The 20776-nt window shown below is 37.6% G+C and carries 21 protein-coding genes; 13 read left to right on the top strand and 8 right to left on the bottom strand.

Annotation, left to right across the window (positions count from 1 at the left end; genetic code table 11):
- Positions 1-152 precede the first annotated feature (152 nt).
- The 4 genes from B5D30_RS09520 (at position 153) to dcm (B5D30_RS09505) (ending at position 3758) form a co-directional block, all read left to right on the top strand.
- The gene (locus tag B5D30_RS09520; protein WP_078807837.1) at positions 153-911 is read left to right on the top strand and encodes a hypothetical protein; all 759 of its coding nucleotides are present in this window, start codon (positions 153-155) and stop codon (positions 909-911) included.
- A 13-nt stretch (positions 912-924) separates the two neighbouring features.
- Positions 925-2442, top strand: coding sequence for a protein kinase domain-containing protein (locus B5D30_RS09515; protein WP_078807836.1), 1518 nt, complete (start codon positions 925-927; stop codon positions 2440-2442).
- A gap of 100 nt (positions 2443-2542) precedes the next feature.
- Entirely contained in the window at positions 2543-2764 is a 222-nt protein-coding gene (locus B5D30_RS09510) for a helix-turn-helix domain-containing protein (protein WP_078807835.1), read from the top strand.
- The gene (gene dcm, locus B5D30_RS09505; protein WP_078807834.1) at positions 2757-3758 is read left to right on the top strand and encodes a DNA (cytosine-5-)-methyltransferase; all 1002 of its coding nucleotides are present in this window, start codon (positions 2757-2759) and stop codon (positions 3756-3758) included. Before B5D30_RS09510 ends, dcm (B5D30_RS09505) begins: the two co-directional genes overlap by 8 nt.
- Positions 3759-3779: 21 nt before the next feature.
- Here the strand turns inward: dcm (B5D30_RS09505) and B5D30_RS09500 are convergent, their stop codons facing one another.
- From B5D30_RS09500 to B5D30_RS09490, 3 genes are all read right to left on the bottom strand, one after another.
- Positions 3780-4514 (bottom strand): HNH endonuclease, encoded by a 735-nt coding sequence (locus B5D30_RS09500; protein WP_078807833.1) that lies wholly within the window; start codon positions 4512-4514, stop codon positions 3780-3782.
- A 17-nt stretch (positions 4515-4531) separates the two neighbouring features.
- Complete coding sequence (locus B5D30_RS09495; protein WP_078807832.1) at positions 4532-4999, bottom strand: hypothetical protein; 468 nt, start codon at positions 4997-4999, stop codon at positions 4532-4534.
- A 78-nt stretch (positions 5000-5077) separates the two neighbouring features.
- Positions 5078-5236 carry a helix-turn-helix domain-containing protein gene (locus tag B5D30_RS09490; protein ID WP_078807831.1) on the bottom strand — a complete coding sequence of 53 codons (159 nt, stop codon included), beginning with the start codon at positions 5234-5236 and terminating at the stop codon, positions 5078-5080.
- A 455-nt stretch (positions 5237-5691) separates the two neighbouring features.
- On the opposite strand from B5D30_RS09490, the gene dcm (B5D30_RS09485) reads away from it, so the two are divergent.
- The gene (gene dcm / locus B5D30_RS09485; protein WP_078807830.1) at positions 5692-6921 is read left to right on the top strand and encodes a DNA cytosine methyltransferase; all 1230 of its coding nucleotides are present in this window, start codon (positions 5692-5694) and stop codon (positions 6919-6921) included.
- A gap of 44 nt (positions 6922-6965) precedes the next feature.
- Here the strand turns inward: dcm (B5D30_RS09485) and B5D30_RS09480 are convergent, their stop codons facing one another.
- The 5 genes from B5D30_RS09480 to B5D30_RS09460 all read right to left on the bottom strand — a co-directional run bounded on the left by B5D30_RS09480 (position 6966) and on the right by B5D30_RS09460 (position 12317).
- Positions 6966-8186, bottom strand: coding sequence for an MspI family type II restriction endonuclease (locus B5D30_RS09480; RefSeq protein WP_234984651.1), 1221 nt, complete (start codon positions 8184-8186; stop codon positions 6966-6968).
- A gap of 61 nt (positions 8187-8247) precedes the next feature.
- Positions 8248-10542 carry an AAA family ATPase gene (locus B5D30_RS09475; RefSeq protein ID WP_159443281.1) on the bottom strand — a complete coding sequence of 765 codons (2295 nt, stop codon included), beginning with the start codon at positions 10540-10542 and terminating at the stop codon, positions 8248-8250.
- 14 nt (positions 10543-10556) lie between these two features.
- Positions 10557-10760, bottom strand: a complete 204-nt coding sequence (locus tag B5D30_RS09470) for a helix-turn-helix domain-containing protein (RefSeq protein WP_078807828.1) — start codon at positions 10758-10760, stop codon at positions 10557-10559.
- Positions 10761-10774: 14 nt separating this feature from the next.
- Positions 10775-11422 carry a hypothetical protein gene (locus tag B5D30_RS09465; protein WP_078807827.1) on the bottom strand — a complete coding sequence of 216 codons (648 nt, stop codon included), beginning with the start codon at positions 11420-11422 and terminating at the stop codon, positions 10775-10777.
- A 13-nt stretch (positions 11423-11435) separates the two neighbouring features.
- The gene (locus B5D30_RS09460) at positions 11436-12317 is read right to left on the bottom strand and encodes a hypothetical protein (RefSeq protein WP_078807826.1); all 882 of its coding nucleotides are present in this window, start codon (positions 12315-12317) and stop codon (positions 11436-11438) included.
- A gap of 487 nt (positions 12318-12804) precedes the next feature.
- Between B5D30_RS09460 and B5D30_RS09455 the strand changes: the two genes are divergently transcribed.
- The 8 genes from B5D30_RS09455 to B5D30_RS09425 all read left to right on the top strand — a co-directional run bounded on the left by B5D30_RS09455 (position 12805) and on the right by B5D30_RS09425 (position 20702).
- Positions 12805-13410: an RNA polymerase sigma factor gene (locus B5D30_RS09455; RefSeq protein WP_078807825.1), complete on the top strand. Its 606-nt coding sequence runs from the start codon at positions 12805-12807 to the stop codon at positions 13408-13410.
- A 98-nt stretch (positions 13411-13508) separates the two neighbouring features.
- The gene (locus B5D30_RS09450; protein ID WP_078807824.1) at positions 13509-13706 is read left to right on the top strand and encodes a hypothetical protein; all 198 of its coding nucleotides are present in this window, start codon (positions 13509-13511) and stop codon (positions 13704-13706) included.
- Between the two features lie 2 nt (positions 13707-13708).
- The gene (locus B5D30_RS09445; RefSeq protein WP_078807823.1) at positions 13709-14008 is read left to right on the top strand and encodes a hypothetical protein; all 300 of its coding nucleotides are present in this window, start codon (positions 13709-13711) and stop codon (positions 14006-14008) included.
- A complete protein-coding gene (locus B5D30_RS09440; protein WP_200806727.1) occupies positions 14001-15137 on the top strand; it encodes a DUF2800 domain-containing protein in 1137 nt (378 codons plus the stop codon). Before B5D30_RS09445 ends, B5D30_RS09440 begins: the two co-directional genes overlap by 8 nt.
- Positions 15138-15701, top strand: a complete 564-nt coding sequence (locus B5D30_RS13975) for a DUF2815 family protein (RefSeq protein WP_200806726.1) — start codon at positions 15138-15140, stop codon at positions 15699-15701.
- Between the two features lie 57 nt (positions 15702-15758).
- Positions 15759-17702 carry a DNA polymerase gene (locus tag B5D30_RS09435; RefSeq protein ID WP_078807822.1) on the top strand — a complete coding sequence of 648 codons (1944 nt, stop codon included), beginning with the start codon at positions 15759-15761 and terminating at the stop codon, positions 17700-17702.
- A gap of 10 nt (positions 17703-17712) precedes the next feature.
- On the top strand, positions 17713-18459 hold the full coding sequence (locus B5D30_RS09430) for a phage antirepressor KilAC domain-containing protein (protein WP_078807855.1): 747 nt from the start codon (positions 17713-17715) through the stop codon (positions 18457-18459).
- Entirely contained in the window at positions 18456-20702 is a 2247-nt protein-coding gene (locus B5D30_RS09425) for a phage/plasmid primase, P4 family (RefSeq protein ID WP_078807821.1), read from the top strand. Before B5D30_RS09430 ends, B5D30_RS09425 begins: the two co-directional genes overlap by 4 nt.
- Positions 20703-20776: the final 74 nt, after the last annotated feature.

Raw genomic sequence — 20776 nt, 5'->3', positions numbered from 1 at the left:
AGACCGACCGATTTTCAGGGGATGTGATGGGGTGTAATCATTCAAAAGGATAATGAAATATATCTCTGACGGTGTTATAATTAAGGGATTAAGGGCTTGATGCGAGTGAATAATCGTAATACTTCAAATTAAAAAGAATGGGAGGTGGGCCAATGTCACACGGAGATAAAGAACTCAAAATAATCAACATGGTGCGACAACATTTTTGTAGTGCAGACAAATATGGTTTCTCAATTGAAGATATTCAAAAGATGGAGTCCATACTTGATTTGGCTGTGCCAAATAGTGAATCAAGTAAGTTTCCGGATTTTGTCTTTAAAGGTGGATTTATTGAGCACTTTCAGGTGACATCATCGAAGGAGACGCGAAAAGGAGCTGAGTACCTAAAATTGAAAAGTGGGTATAACGCAAAAGTTACTGATATCAAATCAAAAATAGTAAGTGGCGAAATTACGGATAGCGCAAGCCTAGATTTCAAGTACCCTTCACACTCATATTCTGATTTCAAAAAATCATTTCTAAAAAATTGGGAAAGCCACATAAGTAGTTTGAGAAAATATAGAGTTGATTGTAAAACTGGTATTTTCTTCATTCAATACTCTGACTTTGCATTGGAAATGATGGAAGACATTTATCGAGATGTTAAATCTGGTTTTCAAATGCCTATTAGGGATGCGCAACATCACCAGGATTATAGGCTGAGCCGAGATAGGGAGATGCTATCGTTTATTGCAAATTATCAGGATGAGTTGAAGTATGTAATATTCGTCAACAGTACCGTTGTTGAACTTATTTCGCTTAACCATATTGATAATATGTTAAAGTTGATGCCTTGGGATTTTATGGTTGTAGCTCGCCCATTTACGATAGAAACAAATCGGTTTATGCCTATTCGGCTAAGCGATGAGTGAGGAGGGGATGCTTATGTTAGATAGCAACGCTTTGAAAGAGGCTTCAAATGTGTTTATAGGCGACTCAGAACCATGGTTTAAATATAAATCTGGCTCTGAACTAGTTACCTTTTTCAATCAATACTTTGGTGTAGGTGACACCTATGCACAAGGCTTCCCTAGTCGGTGGAGGTACGTCTATGATCATTTAGTCGACCTACTGAACAATCATCAAATTGATAAGTTCTTCAATATCATTTTAAGTAAAGAATATATCCTAAGTGAATTAAAAATCTCAGAAGTAGAAGCTGTCGCTAGGGCCCAAGAAATCTTTCAGGGATTCAATCATCTATTACGTCCATATAGCTTCATGCTTTCAAGTAAAAATGGGCAATATCATTTAGCGAGAATTGATGAAGATTTGAAATTTATTGGGGCTGGAGGTTTTGCGAATGTATACCTTCAACTATCAACGGGATATATCATAAAAAAGTTAAAGGATGATTTTTTAGTCAATACAGGTATTAAGAGCCGATTTAAACGCGAGTACAAAATCACTGAATCACTTCAAGATATTTCGATGATAATAAAGGTTATTGATTTTGACGAAGATACATATAGTTACCGAATGGAACGGGCTGAGACAACGTTGGCTGAATTCGTTAAAGAAAATAATCTGAATGAGAGTTCAAAAGTAACGCTTATCTCTCAAATTATGGATGTGATGTCAGAAGTACATTCTCGAAATATTGTGCACCGTGATTTGAGCCCTACAAACATATTTGTTGTTCGAGGGGTGGTAAAAATAGCTGATTTTGGTTTGGGAAAAGATTTGAATATTTTTTCCTCGCATCAGACTATGACAACAGCAGCTGTGGGTCAATATTGGTATTGTGCTCCTGAACAGTTCATGCTCTTGAAAGACGGTGATAAACGTAGTGACATCTATTCTTTAGGGCGTATTATAAATTTCATTATGAATGGAAGTCCTCTGAATGTGGCACATCAATTTAGGAGTATTGCCGAGAAAGCAACAAATGAAAACTCAATTTATCGTTATGATGATGCTGAACAGATGAAGGCTCACTTAGAAAGAAGCATCAAATACCACTCAGATAAAGAACGACTACAATTAGTTGCGAAGAAAATTTTAGATAGACAATTTGACGATGATATCGAGAGTTATATTTATGAAATGCCAAAAGATAAAATGTGCGAAAGTTTGAAAAATAGCCGAGGTGAAGGTTTTTCAGAGGCACTTCTGAAATTTATGAAAATTGATGAGAAACACGCACAACATGTGATCCAATCTATTGAGAGTGGTTATGATGAAGCCGCCGGAGGCGAATTTGCTGCGTTTGATCCGTTTGCAAGTTTTGCTGATGACGTTTTAGTAGAACAACCGCCGTTCTCGTTTACCATAAATGAAATAGCTGCTAAAATTTTGAGATATGTTGCGAAAGATGTAAATCGGTTTAGCGCTCAAAGAATGATTGAAAAGCTTTTGGCTCAAGGGTTAGAACCGATGATTGAGGAAATACTTGAAAATTAGAAGAAGAGTAAAAGATTACGCAGTTTAGAATCTCCCTTGATTATAACCAATATATTAGTTATAATAAACAATATATTGGTTATCTCAAGGAGGATGAAGTATGAAATGTAAATTATCTACTTTGATGGGTGAGCGTAGATTAAGTATTCAGGATGTTCATGAGCAGACTAAACTTTCTAGGACAACGATCTCAAATTTATACAATGAAAAGGCGACTAGGATAGACTATGATACGATTGAAAAACTTTGTTTATTATTTGAGTGCGGAGTAGCCGAACTTTTATGTGTTGAAAATATAATGGGAGACAGAAAAAATGATTAAATATGCTGAATTTTGCACTGGGATTGGAGGTTTTTCTATAGGAATCGAGAAATCAAAATTGGATGCGGAATTAGTTTATTCCAATGAGTTGAATGACTCATGCGAGAAGACATTCGAGTCAAATTTTGGGCGTAAATTCAATTCAAGAGATGTGTTCTCAATCGAACCGCATAAAATTCCGGATTTTGATATGATGTGTGCGGGTTTTCCGTGTCAGCCGTTTTCTCAAGCAGGAAAAAATTTAGGATTTGAAGACGATAGAGGAACTGTTTTTTTTAAACTAATGGAAATTGTCAAAGTGAAGAAACCTAAAATATTATTTTTTGAAAATGTTCCAAATTTAGTAAGACATGATAAAGGTAGGACATATAGAGTAATCCAAAAGTCAATAGAAGATGCTGGATACTCGTTCTTCTCACAGATATTGGATAGTACTTATTTTGGGGTTCCACAAAGTCGGCCACGTGTCTATATTGTTTGTTTCAGAAACGATAATAAAGCGGAAATAGATTTTAAATTTACTGAAAAAAAGACTGCTAAAACGCCCCTTCGGAACTATTTAAAACTTGGTGATTACTCAATACCAATTACTGCGAAGTGGCAAGAGTATGTTGATTTATACACAAATAAAAAATCAGAAAATGACATTACGTTTCCTCTTCCAAAAACAAGAAAAAAATTAGAGAGAATCGCAAACAATTGCGACTTAAATGATTGCGTTTTTCAAATCCGATCGAGTGGAATTAGAGCATATTCGCTTGATGAACCATTTCCTACTTTTGCTGTTAGCAACAGTGGTGGAGGTGCAATGATTCCTGTTTTGTCGAAAGAAAGAAGGCACTTTAATTTAATTGAAATGCGAAGAATTATGGGATTTCCAGATGATTTTGATTTCCCTGTATCAAGAACGGACAGCATAAAACAATTAGCTAACGCTGTCTGTCCCCCGGTGATAAAATCGGTATGTGATGATATTAAAGTAGCCGTACCTTGATTAATACGGCTACTTTTTTATTTAATTGGTTAATCGATCTGAAATGTCTTCACCAGTAGCTAGTACAATATGTGAATTCGAAGGGTTAACTAAAGCGCAAGAGTCTGAGCAGGTTTCCGTACAAACAAAACACATTTGTCGTTTGCTTTTATTGCAGTAATGGCAAAGTGCCTGATAATTTTCAAATATATTTTCCCCACCTCTATCAATTGGAATACGATGATCAAATTCTAAGGTAACTCGGTCTTTAGAAAAGGTGTATTTATTAATTGAATTTTTAGTAAACAAATAAGAACCACAAAAATTGCACTTTCCACCCTGAAGGCGAAGAATATTGTTTTTGTCTTGTACACTTAATTGAAGTCTTGATGATTTTGCATTAATGTTAAAAAGTTTTTCATGGTCTTCAGGATCTAAGACGTATTGTCGATTTCCTTGTAATCCTTCTGCATGAACGACTGAGAATCCTTCTTCAGTCCAAAGTTCGCTGAATGGTTTATTTGCATCACCGTATCTGTCTTGGATCCAGCTTGAATCTATTTTTCCATTCAAGATCTTTTTTATAGTTTGAAGACGATTATTCGCACCTACCAAATCAGCCTCTGAGGCAGTATGGTATTTGATTAATATTAATAGCCCAGCAATGGTACGTCTTTTGGTTAGCCAAATAATCTTATCTTCGGGAAAAACGATTTCGTAACCTCTATCATGTAGTTTTGATTTTCTTATTTCAATTATTTGTTCAATTGTAAGCATATTACCTCCTTGAGTTATTAATATTGTTTGCAAATGTGTTCAGGAAAAGCGGTAGTTAAATCATTTCGAATTAATTCGCCAACTTTCACAGTATGCTTTTCTAAATAGTTACGTAATTCTTGATTGTTTTCCAATAGTAGATATGATTGTGGCGCAACAAAGCGATTAACGTTAGCTCTGAGATCTTCGAGACTAATTGGCTTGATTTTTTGAACTCCAATTATTTCCATTCCATATCTATAATCTGATAAATAGTGATCGATTCTTTCGGATACTGAAACGTTGTTTGAATATTCTAGTTTCCAGTCTGTAAGAGCATGTTTTTGTCCGAAGTAAATGATTGCTGAAACAGCTTTTACGGGTTTGCTGACATACATATAAGCATAACTGCATTCTTTAGGAAATGTTCTCCGATATTCAATCAGTTTTATCTGATCAACTATTTTATCAAATATACTTGGCCAAAAACTCATTAATGGTGTCAAAATATTTCTCTCCTTTAGTTTTTTTCTACATCGTCATTGAGGAATGCTGTTCTTGTCTCAGGAGTTTGAATATTGATTTTATGGTATTTCCACCGTTTCCATTATATCCTCGACGTCACAATCAAGTGTATCGCAGATTCTGAGTAAAACATCAGCCGTGATGTTTTTTCCTTTGCCAAGTTTTGCAATCGAGGCTGGGCTGATATTGGCATGCTTACCTAGCTCAGATTTTTCCATCCCTTATTGATTAGTGACTAAAATAATTATATCAGTTTTCAAAATTGATTACTATTGTTTCATCATCATATCAAAGTGTTGCGATTGGTTTATAGTTTCAAAAATCAATTTGAATTTGAAAAAGTTAACAATCAAGACATGGTTAATGCAAAATAATAGCCTGAAAGGCAACAAACCTACTTTCAAAATCTTTTTTTGAGATTGTTGAAAAGTGCCTTTTTAGAGAAAATCAAATTCAAAAATCACTTAATCATGAAGGTTAAAATATATTATTTTTTAAAAATATGTAGTTTTTCAGCCACCTCGCTTTTTCTCTATTCATCATAATTATAGTATGTGTTTTGAAATGATAGATTAGTAGGTGAAGATTTTATCCGCTGTTTTTGATTTATAAAATTGAAAAATCAAAAAAAATATGGTAAAATTTCCGTATGTTGTTTGGAAGAGGTGATGATATGCGTGGAGGAAATCGAAAAGGTGCAGGTAGAAAGAACGTGCCTGACTCACAAAAAAAACATCCTAGAAATATTTATTTAACTGATGATATTTATCAAGAAATAATGTCAACTGAAGTTAATGATTGTAATAATTTTAGTCAAAAATGTGTTGAATTAATACAGATTGGTCTATATAAATTACGTGAGGGTATGCAAATGTCTAAAATTGATAAAAGTAAATCAATTTATATGAATGATCAAATTGTTGAGTGTACAACACAAAAAAATAATCAGCTAACCTTTATTGATCTTTTTGCCGGTATTGGTGGAATTAGAAAGGGTTTTGAGGACTCAAATACAACCTGTGTATTCAGTTCAGAATGGGATAAGTATGCAGCAAAAACTTATGAAGCAAACTATGGAGAAATTCCATATGGGGATATAACTAAAATCAATTCAAAAGATATACCTAATCATGATGTCTTATTAGCAGGGTTTCCATGCCAACCATTTAGTAATATTGGGAAACGAGAAGGGTTTTCTCACGAAACTCAAGGAACGTTATTCTTTGATGTTTTGAGGATACTGAAGGAGAAGCAACCCAAAATGTTTTTACTTGAAAACGTAAAGGGGCTACTAACAAATGATAACGGTAATACATTTAATGTCATTATGGAAAAATTGAGTGGAGAACTTGGTTATAATACTTTTCATAAAGTTCTTGATGCTCAAAATTTTGGTCTTCCGCAAAGGAGAGAACGAGTAGTGATTGTAGGTTTTAGACCAGATTTATGTATTACGGATTTTGAGTTTCCGAATGGCAATTCAAACGTGAAAGTTCCGATTTCTAGTATTTTAGAAAAAAATCCTAAAGGCTATACAATTTCAAAGCATCTTCAGAATAGTTACCTATTCAAGAAGGATGATGGAAAGCCGCAGTTAGTCGATTTTGATAGTGATATTCAAGTTAACACTTTAGTTGCAAGTTATCATAAAATACAACGCTTGACAGGAACTTTTGTGAAGGATGGGGATACAGGAGTCCGATTGTTTAGCGAGCTTGAAGCAAAACGATTGATGGGTTTTCCTGATGATTTTGTTGTCCCGGTTTCTAGAACTCAAATGTATCGTCAATTTGGTAATTCTGTTGCTGTGCCTATGATGAGAGCAGTAGCGGATACAATGAAAGAGACTTTAATAAAAGCTGAAAATAAAATGAAACCAATTACTGATTTGACCTACGTATAGAAAAAATTCCCGATGTCCTGACAGATTTGGACATCGGGAATTTTTTAATTATTAGTAAATCCTTTTACTTGAATTTTCTTTCCTCTTTTTTTGCTTGGATATGTCCATGAAAAAGGAGTCCCAAATTGCCCACAATTTGAATATGAGTTATTGTAATACTCTACATAATCCTGTTTTGTCCATATAGAAAAATTCTTTGTATAAAGAATCATATCAGCAATTTGAATTGGATCATAGACTAAGGGGCTATTGTCGCCAAAAAAGAAAAATTTAGTCAGAGTATTGTTATATTTTCTTAGTTGGTTATTCATTACAGATAATAACTCAGGATACTTATCTTCAAGATATTTTTTACTACCTCCTATTTCAAATTGGCGTAATGCAGTAGCAAGTTCGGAATCTACTTTTATCTGTAGTGCTGTTATTAGATCTGAAACGCGTCCCTCGTGAACAGTTACCATTTTTGCTTCTGTGTTTTTGACACTAATGGTATGTGAGCTTTCGCCTTTGTCTGATGTTACTTTAAAAGATACATCTGTTTTTGGATATCCTTTTTTCTGACCATCTATGTTTAGTTTTGGGATACTGTCTGTTGCAACAACATTTGAAATTAGATGTTTGCCAAATGTTAATCCGGCTGTTGACAGAATTTCTTTGTAAATATCAAAGGTTGAAGATTTTATCGTTTTTTGGTAGTTTGAATAATCATTCCAAAGCTTACGGTTATTCACATTATTCAACAACTTAACAATTTCAACTTCAGCATCTTTACCTAATATGTTCGATTTTATTCCTTGAGAGGTATTTTTTGAAATGTGAGCTAAGATTTTTTCCCTTAATGTGCTTACAAATATAACCCCATCCAAAAAAGAAGTATAATCATTTGCTTTGGTTTTAGAATCATAGTTCGTAACATTTCTTTTTTCACCATTCGAAATAGAGTTAGGGACAACAACAAAAATATTACTTGCTTTTTTATCAATGTTCCTTATGTTCTGAGCAAAAAATTCGACACCATAGATTCGTTCTCTAATTGAATTTGTTGATTTTATCAACCAACGTTCGTAGCTTAGATTTGGGAATGATATTTGGTAGTCCATTTTAAATTGCTCTTTTTGACCAGGATAACCGATAGCATATTTTTCTTGGATTAAAATATCATTTGGAAATTGGTTTTGTAAATCAGTGAGCATACTACCGATTAGTTCGTTAGACGCTTTGCCTGATTCGTTTTTTAATTGATTATCTTTGCTTATTGTTACCATTGTGAAACCTCCCTTATTATTTTTTTGACAAACGGTAAAATCAAATGGGCGGAGAATATATCTATAAAGTTCCGCCCATCATCATAGTGTAGTGCTGATTTTGTTCCATGATTTCAAAGATTTCTTTGAACACTCGTAAACAAGTTTGTGGATCCATTGCTTCATCTATGAAATGAGCATCCGAGATAGTATTCTTCGTGGTAGCAAGATAGGACAGCATTGATTGTATCAGATAGTAGCGTTCATCGATAATTTCGTTGCCTTCGTCATCCAGTTTCTGGAATTTCTGCTTGTTATCTACTAAAATTCTATCTCGAATGGAATTCCCATCGTAACAGCACATTTGAATGAAGTAGTGATCCAATATCTGGTGAATCACGTGAGTAACAGAAACTGGTGAAACATTTTGTAATCTGCTCAAATCCTTTAATTCAGTCCATAATGCGTGATAACCGTTTTGAACTGGGTCAACATTGTAATGTTTCGGATTTCCCTGCAAATCGTTTTCTTCTCGGTAACACAGTTTGACGTGAGAATGATTGTCTAATTTACTGATGAGGAAGAATGATACAGAATCCCAGTATCTATCCATATTGCTAGTGACTTCGTTGTGAAAGTAAGTGTTGTGGGTTAGAACGAAAATTTGCTTAATGTAATTCTCTTGAGAGATGTTATTTTGTTTGTTTAAGCTCGCATTGTTACGGCAAATACCAACCATGCCACGAACAAGAGCACTTACAATGAATAACGCACCACTATCCATACTTGACACTGGGTCATCGATGACGACTATTTTGTCCCTGTTCGTCCCATCGTCAGTTGGGCTCCCGTGAACCAGATGATAGAAATAGAGAAAGGCAATGAAGTTTCGCTCACCTTCGCTTAGGTTTTCTGCAACTCGACCATCTTGCCGAATAACCTCATAGACATTATTTTCACCATCCTTGGAACGAATGGAAAAACCTTGAAAGCCTGAATCACTGAGCAGGATATTCATGCTGTCAATCGCATCGGTTGTGTTGATGCTTTGTTTATTGAGTTCCGCAAGTTTTGCGGAAACGTCTTTCCCCTGAGTAACAATATCAGATAACTGCTGGTTGAGGGTAGCTATCTCATCATCGAAAGTAGCTACGTTAGTATGATAAGCATCAACCTGCGGTTTGAGTGTGTCATAAATTAACTCCCAGAGTTGTTTGATGCACTCTTTTTTCTTGTCATTTTTTCCAGCGACAATATCATTGTTGGTTTTGATTTGTTGGTTGAAATCGGCAATCAAACCATTGATTTCATCAATGATTGAGTCGGTATCACGTAATTTGACGATTGAACTTGGTTCGTTGAGCTTGTCCTCAATTGTCTTGAGGTTTTCATTAGCCACCGATTTAAGGAGTTCAAGTTTATCGAGATACTCCGTCAGGTTCAGCTTTGAATACATCGTTGAGGTATTAGTATTCAAGGTGTCAATTAGTGATGAGAGATTGTGTTTATAACTCTGTTTGAACGACTTAACAGCATTTAAGTCTGATTGGTACTGGTCGTCAAAAATAGATGAGATTTGTTCCTCAAAATTATTCGGCAACACTTGTTGGCAATATGGGCAGTGACCGTCAGTGTTTTTGAAGTGGTCATGACCATGTCGAACCCAATCGCTCGTTTGGTATCTTTTAACAAATTCAGCGAAAGTAGAGTTGCTACTACTGACGATTGATTTTTCAAGTAATGGTGAAGTGCTTAGTAAGCTTTTGTCCACTTTCCTTAGTTCAGGGTAGGCGACTGACGATTTATCGAAAGCCGTATCATACAACATCTTCAATTCGTTGAGGTCGTGTTTCACGGCATTAGTTTGTTTTAGCAATTCAGGGACAAACACGTCTGGCTTACCACGCTTTCCTTGCATCGCATCTATAAAGTAGTTCCTGAAGTCAGCTGAAGACTCAAAGACGGCTCTCTTAAAGGCTTGTTCAATAGAGTTACGCTCATCAGTTTTCTTCTGGATACTTTCCTTGATTGATTTGTGCTGGTTAAGAAGCAATTGTCGTTCAGCAGACTTTGCCTCAATTTCTTCACGAACACTGATATCGTCTTCACCAATTGTAAAAACTCCAGCCAGATTATCATAGCTCGAAAAGTTACGTTTGATGAAATCCTCGTTGTAAACAAGTATGGAAAAATCAGTCATCGTATGGTTTGAATTCCAGATAAGACCTGAATCACTTTTGATAACCCTACCAATAGTCGATTTACCAACACCGTTTTTACCATATAGGTAGTTTATCAGTGTTGGTTGAAAAAACTCATTGTGAAATGTCGCCTCGTTTAAAGTAATTTCCGCAATAGGTGCTGGTATTTTCTGCACGCATATCCCTCCAATCAATTGGTCATTTTGCCTTCACGTAACCACTCATCTACTTCTGAAATTTTGAATTTGTACCGTTTGCCAGCTCGATGAATAGGGAGTTTCCCATGACGTAGCCAGATTCGAATTGTATCTTTGCTGACACTTAGGTATTCAGCAATATCCTCAAGGTTCACCCATTTCTCAACGGCCATATTTTCTTGATTGTTTTCATCCATTGTAATTCCTCCAATCACATTGATAGCACTGGTATGCCAGCTTTCTTTAATTCTGTCACAAGATCGATATTTTTAATCGACCAATGCGAACGATTGAATTCTGTGAAGTGTGTTGTGGACCACAGGTCTAATTCTTCGGATAACTCGTTTAGACGTTGTTGGGGTATTTCATTCAGCTTATTGAAGTAAATCCTGAAACCACTCGAAACCTCTCGAATATCAGTAATCAAACCATACTTAGCCATATGGTCATCATCGGTATAGCCGTAATAGTGGTTTTCACTTGTGATGATGGTTGGCATACGGAAAACCTCGCTCAGTTTATTAGCTGTTAGTGGCGTAAAGGCTGCAAAGACAGATTCTGTCATGTATTCAGTCAGGGCACGAGATTTGTCAATTGTGACATAGTTATCACTGATTTCATCGCTACCCCAGACGATTAAATTGTAGAAATCGTGGTTCATACCAGATGTTGCTACATTTGTCATCGCTTGGGCTTCTTTTGCAGTTCCCGTATTGATGACCATTGTCTCATGTTTATGATTTTCGACTATATCAGCATGAACCACTTGAAGGTTCTTGTCACCTGTTTGGGTAAAAGAATTTTGTGTCGGAAAGAGTGCTTCACCTTGTCCTTGGATTTGTAATTGATTATCGTTCATATCGCTTTATCACCTACTTATTAATGAATGTTCCAACACTACCAATTTGGGTGTTGCCATTACCAAATTGATTGAATATATTAACGGGTTGATTTTGACTTTGATTGTTAGAGGGATTAGCTCCATCCTTAGACTCATGTTTCCTATTGATGATTTCAGGCTCAATAATTTCAACTTCAGGTTGCTCAATATTATCTTCCAAATCGGGAATCTCTGTTAATCTTGATACATTTAAGTCACAACGGTATCCTTTTCCAATTTCGCTCGTAAAATCTCTTTGAGCATTAGGGTTGCTAGGTGCGGCATGCCACCTAGCAACGGTTGATTTTCCGACTATGTTATCGGGACGATTCATGATGATAAAGTGCCAAACTCCAAGCAAAAATGGTTCAAGTGAAATATCAGAGGTTGAAATCAGTTGTTTTTTAGTTGAAGCACTCCTATTATCTCCGATATAGAAGAAAGCATCATCTGTGATAGTGGTATCTTCAGATAGTAATTCAAGGATGGCACGAACCAACCATGCATATTTGGCTGGAGTTTCAATATTGAGGTACGTTTCTGCAAATTCAGTCATACGCACGAGTGGAGAATTATAGTTTTCAAGTACCTCCTGATTGAATGCGGATATGACAGTGCTGTCGTCATATCGAAAATTTGCATCGCCAATCTTATTACAATTCTTATACTTTGATGTCATGGTATTGAACGATTTGTCGTCAGGTAAGTAGCTTGTCGGGTCGAAAACTTGTATTAGTGCTCGTAAGACGTTGGTGTTTGATAAACGTACCTTTTCACCCTTGATTGTGACGTGTGATCTATTGTGTGGTTTGACTGCTTGTAGGAGCAAAGTCAGAAATGTTCCGCCACACAATTTTGGAATGTTGTTAGTCATTAATGGTTAGCCTCCTTGCAAAATCCTCAAAATTAATAACCTTAGTAACCTTAGAAACTATTTAATAAATAATCGGAAACTTCATGATTGTCTGTAGAAAGTTATTCTACAGGCATTTTTTGTTCCCTGAGAATGGTTAAGTGGAATGGCAAATTAGTCTTATTCCCACTAACTCATAATAACTATTATATCAGACTTTGAAACTTTGGTACATAGACATTGTCTAACCTATCTAGGCATCCAAATTGTCCTAAATTAACTTTCATAAAAAACATCGTTCTCATAAGCCGGCTGAAAGAACGGAAAGACTAGCTGAATTTGAAATAAGCAAAAGGCACGACTATGCCTAATTACGCTCATTTTCAAATTTTGTGGCTCTTACCGTCTATTTCAGTGTGGCTTTTTTTAAGTGCTCTAAATATCGGTAGATTGGCTTCAAATCAAAGTCTCTCTGTTCTGTGTGAACAGAAAAAACGGAGGGTCAGCGATGACTAAAGTGAAAAAAACGCCAAAAGAGAAACGTGGCACCTACAAGTACATTGATGCCAATGGGGAAGTAGTTGATGAGTTGAAACCAGGAGAGCACGGTGTATCTGAACTTGATATTTATGAGTTACATCAAATAGATGACCAAGATGTTTATTACACGATGAAGGCTTATCACGGTATTCGTACCAACAAAGAAAAAGCAAGAATCCGTGCGTGGATTCCTAGGTATATTGAACAGTTCAAACATGACCATCACGGGATTGAACCAACAAAGGATGTCGTGCAAGACGCAGTTAAGAGAGAGTTTCCGATGGTACAAACGTTCTCTATTAATGCTTTTGAAGCTGAGAGTCATGCCGATGATAAAAATAACTTTTATTACCAAGCTTATTTGGAAGAAGAATCTAAAAATTCATTTGACCCAAGGATAGAACGTTTGGAAGAAGTACTCACTAAGTTAACAGATAATCAGCGTTGGCTAATTCAAAAAATTTTCTATGAAAAAGTATCACAAACTGATATTGCAGCAGAACTTGGAATAACAAAGCAGGCTGTTCAAAATCGATTAAATAAAATTTATGCTCGACTCAAAAAATTATTCTAAAAAATTACGGGGAGGGGTTTACTTTCTCCGTTTTAGTTCGCCTGTAATGTGTAAGGGAGTTAATCCTGAACAAATACAAGCGAAAGGAGGCAATCAACATGAAGTTAAAACACAGAGTGTTAATCAATGTTACCGATAACAAAGGTGACAAAGAACAAGTGCTTAAAGGTGCAACGCTTAAGCTGCCGAAGAAACTACTGAAATGGTTTATCGGCGAGAAGTTGGAAGTCTTGGTTTTAGCACCAGGTCAGTCGGTGGAAAACGTGGAAGTTCACGAAGTGAAGAAAGGAGATTGAAAATGTCACGGACAAAATTATTATTACAAGTCGCACAAGACGTGCAAGCGTTAGGCGCTAGTTTGCAAGAACTATGTTTGGCGATGCAATCGGAAAAACCTAAAGTCAAAGAGGAAAAAACAACCAAACAATCTGTCACTTTAGAAGAAGTCCGAGGTGTCCTTGCTCGCAAAAGTCAAGAGGGGTTCACAGCACAAATCAAATCCATTATCCAACGATTTGATGCTGAAAAATTGAGTGATGTGAACCCACAGGATTACGAAGAAATCATGCTCTTAGCGGAGGAATTATCTCATGACTAATCACGCCTTGCTTTCTGCCTCCTCAAGCAATCGGTGGATTCACTGCACACCTTCTGCACGATTGGGAGAGCAGTTTGAGAATACAACAAGCGAATATGCCAAACAAGGAACAGAAGTTCATGCCTTGTGTGAGTACAAACTTCAGCGAGCACTGGGCAATGAAGCAGAAAATCCTATTTCTACTTTTGAATTTTACGATGAAGAAATGGAAGAATGCACGACTGCGTATGTCACGTTTGTTATGGAAGAACTCGCTAAAGCAAAAGAAGTCACGAAAGACCCAATTGTCATTGTTGAACAAAAACTGGATTTTTCTAATTACGTGCCAGAGGGATTTGGCACTGGAGATTGCTTGATTATCGATGATGAAACATTAACGGTGATTGATCTGAAGTACGGTTTGGGTGTGTTGGTTGAAGCTCATGAAAATCCACAAATGATGTGCTATGCCTTAGGAGCATTGAACTTGTTTGACGGAATTTACGACATTCAAAAAGTCAAGATGACGATTTTTCAACCCAGACGAGAAAATATTTCTACCTACGAACTCACGAAAGAAGCACTTTACCAATGGGCAGAGGAGGTTTTGCGACCTAAAGCAGACTTAGCTTACCAAGGCGATGGTGCTTTTCAATGTGGCAAATGGTGTAACTTTTGCCCTGCCAAACAAGTCTGTAAAGCACGAGCTGAACAGAATATGGCACTTGCCAAGTATGAGTTCCAACAAGCCAATTTACTAACATATGATGAAATAGAAAACATTCTATCTAAAGTAGATGATTTGGTCAATTGGGCAACGGACATCAAGGAGTATGCTCTTAAGCAAGCACTTGCAGGCAAGACATGGAATGATTGGAAATTAGTCGAGGGTCGTGCTGTACGGAAATACGCTAACGAGGAAGAAGTCGCAAAGGCGGTTGAGAATGCAGGATTTAATCCTTATGAACAAAAGTTACTCGGTGTTACGGCAATGACCAAATTGCTCACAAAGAAAAACTTTGAGGAGTTGCTTGGCGATTTCATTATCAAACCCAAAGGGAAACTCACGCTAGTTCCCAAAACAGACAAACGAACAGCAGTCAAAATAACGACTGCTCGAGAAGAATTTAAACATACGGAGGACAAATAAATGTCAATTACAGAAAATCAAACAAAAGTGATCACAGGAACAAACACACGTTGGTCTTACGTCAATGTGCTAGAGGCAAAATCTATCAATGGTGGCACACCGAAATTCTCGGTGTCACTCATTATTCCAAAGTCGGATACCACAACGATTGAGGCAATCGAAAAAGCAACACAAGTGGCTTATGTTTTGGGTGAGGCGAAACTTCGTGGTAATGGAAAATCTGTGCCGAAACTTGCGACACTCAAAACACCACTTCGTGACGGAGATGTGGAACGTCCAGATGATGAAGCATATGCGAATAGTTATTTCCTTAATGCCAATGCGACCACAAAACCAGGGATTGTCGATAGCAATCTCCAACCAATTCTTGATCCAAGTGAAGTTTACAGCGGAGTTTATGGTCGTGCAAGTATTTCATTTTACGCCTATAACGCTCAAGGAAATAAAGGAATTGCTTGTGGGTTGAATAACTTGCAGAAGATAAAAGATGGAGAACCACTCGGAAGTCGAGTATCGGCAGAGAATGATTTTTCGACTGTGCAAGATGACGAGTTTTTAGCGTAGAAAATAGAAAAGTGAGTAGTAGAGTATTTCGCTCTACTACTTGCGAGGAGGGGGAATTTGAAAACATTATCCTTAGATATTGAATCGTATTCGAGTGTCAACTTAAGCAAATGTGGCACTTACCGTTATGCAGAATGTGATGAATTTGAGATTTTACTTTTCGCTTATTCAATAGACGGTGGAGAAGTACAAGTCATTGATGTAGCAAACGGAGAAGAAATTCCAGAAGAAGTGTATTCAGCTCTGTCAGATGACACCGTTCTAAAATATGCCTTTAATGCTAATTTTGAACGCATTTGTTTATCAAAATTTCTAGGTATGCCGACTGGACAATACCTCAATCCGAAGTCATGGCGTTGCACCATGGTTTCGTCTGCGACATTGGGCTTGCCACTTTCTCTTGAGGGAGTAGGTGCTGTCCTTGGCTTAGACAAACAGAAATTATCCGAGGGTAAAAATCTCATTCGCTATTTTTGCGTTCCGTGTATACCCACCAAAGTAAATGGGGGACGTATACGTAACTTACCGAATCACGATAAAGCAAAGTGGGAAACATTCAAATCCTACAACAAGCGAGATGTGGAAGTGGAACTTGAGATTCAAAAACAACTATCAAAATTTCCAGTTACAGAGGAACTTTGGGCAGAGTATCATCTTGACCAAGAAATCAATGATCGAGGGATTTTGATTGACTTAGAATTTGTAAAACAAGCAGTAGAGCTTGATAAAACCAGTAAACAAGCGATTTTGGACGAGTTGAAAAATCTCACGGGCTTAGAAAATCCAAACAGTGTCCTACAAATGCGTGAGTGGTTGAAAGGACAAGGTTTAGAGGTGGAAAGTCTTGGAAAAGAGACAGTAACCGAACTCCTCGACTCTAAGATAGACGAGAAACTCAAACAAGTCTTGCTCCTTCGGCAACAACTCGCAAAGTCATCTGTGAAGAAGTATCAAACTATGCTTTCGGTGGCAGGAAGTGATCATAGAGCGAGAGGAATGTTTATGTTTTACGGTGCAAACCGAACTGGTCGCTGGAGTGGACGATTGATTCAGCTCCAAAATTTATACCGAAATACCATTTCTGATTTGGCTGAAGTGCGAACGCTCGTCAAACAAGGAAACGTTGAGGCAATTCATCTCTTGTATGATAACGTTCCAGAAGTTTTGGCACAGCTCATTCGTACAGCGTTTGTTCCTAAAGAAAATTACAAATTTATCGTTTCCGATTTTAGCTCCATTGAGGCAATTGTACTTGCGTGGTTATCAGGTGAAACATGGGTCGTCAATGCTTATGCGAATAGGGAAGATTTGTATATCAAAAATGCAGAACGTATGTTTGGCGCAAAAGAAGGAACAGTCGATAAGCATTCCGAGTTACGCCAAAAATCGAAGATTGCAACTCTTGCTTGTGGGTATGGTGGGGCAGTTGGAGCATTAAATGCCTTTGGTGCAACCAGTCTTGGCATGAAAGAGGAAGAATTGAAACCAACGGTGGATGCATGGCGAAATGCCAATCCCCATATTGTTCAGTTTTGGTGGGCTGTAGACCGTGCAGTGAAACAAGTAGTCAAAACACGCTCCAGTGTCCGTTTACGTAATTTATCTTTTCACTATCAAAGTGGTATTCTCTTTATTACTTTGCCGTCAGGTAGAAAACTTGCGTACGTCAAACCAAGGATTGGTGAGAACAAGTTCGGTGGCGAGTGTGTCACATATGAGGGAATCGGACTTGCTAGAAAGTGGGAGAGAATCAATTCTTATGGACCGAAGTTTGTGGAGAATATTACGCAAGCAGTCGCAAGGGATATTCTTGCCTATGCCATGCAAGTTCTTCGAGAATATAACATTGTGGCGAGCGTTCATGATGAAGTCATTCTGGAAGTGCCAAAAGATATACAAGTTGAAACGATTAACAACATCATGTGCCAAATGCCAGATTGGGCAAAAGGACTGCCCATGAGAGCAGAAGGTTATGAATGTAATTTTTATAAGAAAGATTGAGGTAAAGAAAATGAACGAACTAATTAAAGTAACAACCAATGAAAAAGATGAACAGTTGGTTAGTGGACGAGAACTACATTCGTTTCTCGAAATTGAAACACCTTATGCGAAGTGGTTCGGACGGATGACCGAATATGGTTTTATTGAAAATGTTGATTATTCATGTTTGGACAAAAATGTCCAAATGCCAAATGGCGGTTTTAAAGCTGTTATTGACCATGCGTTGAAAATTGAAATGGCGAAGGAAATCTCCATGATTCAACGCAACGACAAAGGAAAACAAGCTCGACAGTATTTTCTAGAAGTGGAAAGGCAATGGAACAATCCAGAAATGGTGGTGGAGAGAGCATTACAAATTCAAAAACGCAAAGTTCAATTACTGTCTGAACAAGTTGCTCTTCAAACCCAACAAATCTCCGAACTACAACCGAAAGCAACTTATTATGACGTGGTACTAAATTGTAAAGATTTAGTCGCAATCTCTACTATTTCCAAAGATTATGGGTGGAGTGCGACCAGAATGAACAAATTCTTGAAACAAAAGAAAGTTCAGTACAAACAAGGGAAAATTTGGCTCCTTTATCAAGATCATGCCGAACAAGGTTATACCAGCACAAAAGTTCAAACTTATGCTGGAAGTGACGGTGCAACGCACACACGTCCACACACCTACTGGACACAAAAAGGACGATTGTTTATCTATAACTTGCTTAAAGAAGAGGGGATTCTGCCGCTCATTGAACGAGGTGTCGCATGAAACCTTTCACATTGTATCGTTCTAATTCTAAAGGACAAGCAAGCACGACACGATTTACAGTAAAAGCAAGGGTTTGCGACACACAAACCTTAGAATCTGCGATTGCTTTTGACCATGTGAGTGCCGAATATCGAAATCACTATCGTAAGTCAGACAATTTTCTCCAGTCAGATGTGGTGGTGTTGGATTGTGACAATACACACTCGGAGAAAACAAGCGACTGGGTCACTCCGCTTGAAGTGGCACTTGCTTTTCCAGAGGTTTGTTTTTGGGTGAGTTACTCTCGTAATCACAACAAGCAAAAAGGCAAACAATCCGCTCGTCCACGATTTCATGTGTATTTTCCGATTGAGCCGATTTCAGATAGTAAAACGTATGGAAACTTGAAAAAGGAAATTCAAGCAAGTTTTCCTTACTTTGATGAGAATGCACTAGATAGCGCGAGGTTGATTTTCGGAACAGATAATACACAAGTAGAGATGTACGAGGGTAATTTGACGATTGTAGATTTTCTCCACCAAGATTTATTTGCCGAATGGGACAAAGGCAGTCATCAAATCACAGAGGGGAATCGTAACAATGCCATGAGTCAATTGGCAGGGAAACTCATCAAAAGATATGGCAACACAGAATCGAACAAAGCTCAATTTCTAAAATTAGCAGCAGAAAAGTGCGTACCTACGCTACCTGAAGAGGAACTGGCTTTGATTTGGAAATCGGCTGTATCGTTTGGGAAGAAAATCGCCACCTCGCCAGATTACATTCCACCAGAGCAGTACAATGTCGAGTGTTTGTTGAAACCGACTGATTATTCGGATGTCGGTCAAGCCACTGTGCTTGCGAGGGAGTATGCACATAAATTGAGATATTCTCCTTCCACCAAGTTTCTCGTGTACAACGGCAGTTTTTGGGAAGAATCTGAACCCAAGGCACAAGGCATTGAACAAGAATTGACGTTCAGGCAACTCGAGGAGGCTGAAAACGAAATTGAAAAAGCGAAGAAAGAGATGTTACAAAATGGGGCATTTGACTTACTTGTCAGTGTCGTTGTGAAAAAGGCACAAGGCTTGTTTAACAAAGTCCAACAATGCTCCTTTGAGAAGTACGAGGAGGCACAACAGTACAAGAAATATGCAATCAAGCGGAGAGATTCTCGCTATATCGTGAATGCCTTGAATGAGTCCAAACCCATGTTAGAGATTGAACAGCGTATTCTGGATAAGAACGAGTTTTTACTCAATACCCCCAGTCACACGATTGACCTAAGAATAGGGAAAAAGCAAGCACATGATTCGCTTGATTACATTACCAAGCAAACGGAGGTTGACCCTAGTGTTAACAATCAAGCACTTTGGCAGGACACACTCAATACCATTTTTTGTGGTGATGAAGAATTGATTGCTTACGTGCAGAAAATTGTGGGATTGGTCGCTATCGGAAAAGTCTATGTTGAGGCACTCATCATCTCGTATGGTGAGGGTCGAAATGGCAAATCGACTTTTTGGAATGTGATTAGTCGAGTGCTAGGCAATTACAGTGGGAGTATTTCTGCAGATATCCTGACCAGTCAAGTGCGAAGAAACGTGAAACCAGAGCTTGCCGAGGCAAAAGGGAAACGATTGTTAATCGCAGCAGAGTTGGAAGAGGGAATGCGACTGAACACATCCAATATTAAACAATTGTGTTCGACCGATGAAATTTCAGCTGAGAAGAAATACAAAGATCCGTTCAAGTACGTGCCGACACATACCTTGGTTCTCTACACCAATCATTTGCCAAAGGTCGGGGCGATTGATGAGGGGACGTGGCGAAGACTGATTGTGATTCCGTTCTTGGCGAAAATTGAGGGTAAGAGTGAGATTAAGAACTATGCCGATTACTTGTTTGAACAAGCAGGTGGATCTGTTTTAACTTGGATATTGGACGGAGCAAAAGAAGTGATTGCGAAAAATTACCACATTGATTTACCAAAAAAGGTATTAGATGCAATGGCTGAATATAAGGAAAGCAACGATTGGGTCGGACATTTTTTGAGTGAGTGTTGCGAAGTGGATAAGACCTTTACAGAAAAATCAGGAGAGCTGTATGCGGCTTATCGTGCGTTTTGTATGCGTTCGGGCGAATACACACGCAGTAAGGCTGACTTCAATATTGGCTTAGACGGAGCAGGTATGACTCGTAAGCGAACGAAAAAAGGTGCAATCGTTTATGGATTAAGGCTTTGTTCGGAATTTGATAACTAGAAAAAATAGAGTGGGTGATGATAGGTGTTGAGCTTATATAGAACTTTTCTATAGAGTAATAATTATTAACCTAT

This window comes from Pilibacter termitis, from assembly GCF_900167335.1.
In the GTDB taxonomy this organism is placed as follows: Bacteria; Bacillota; Bacilli; order Lactobacillales; family Streptococcaceae; genus Pilibacter; species Pilibacter termitis.
The sequence above is the reverse complement of the archived record's forward strand: the minus strand, read 5'-3'. Positions and strand labels throughout refer to the sequence as shown.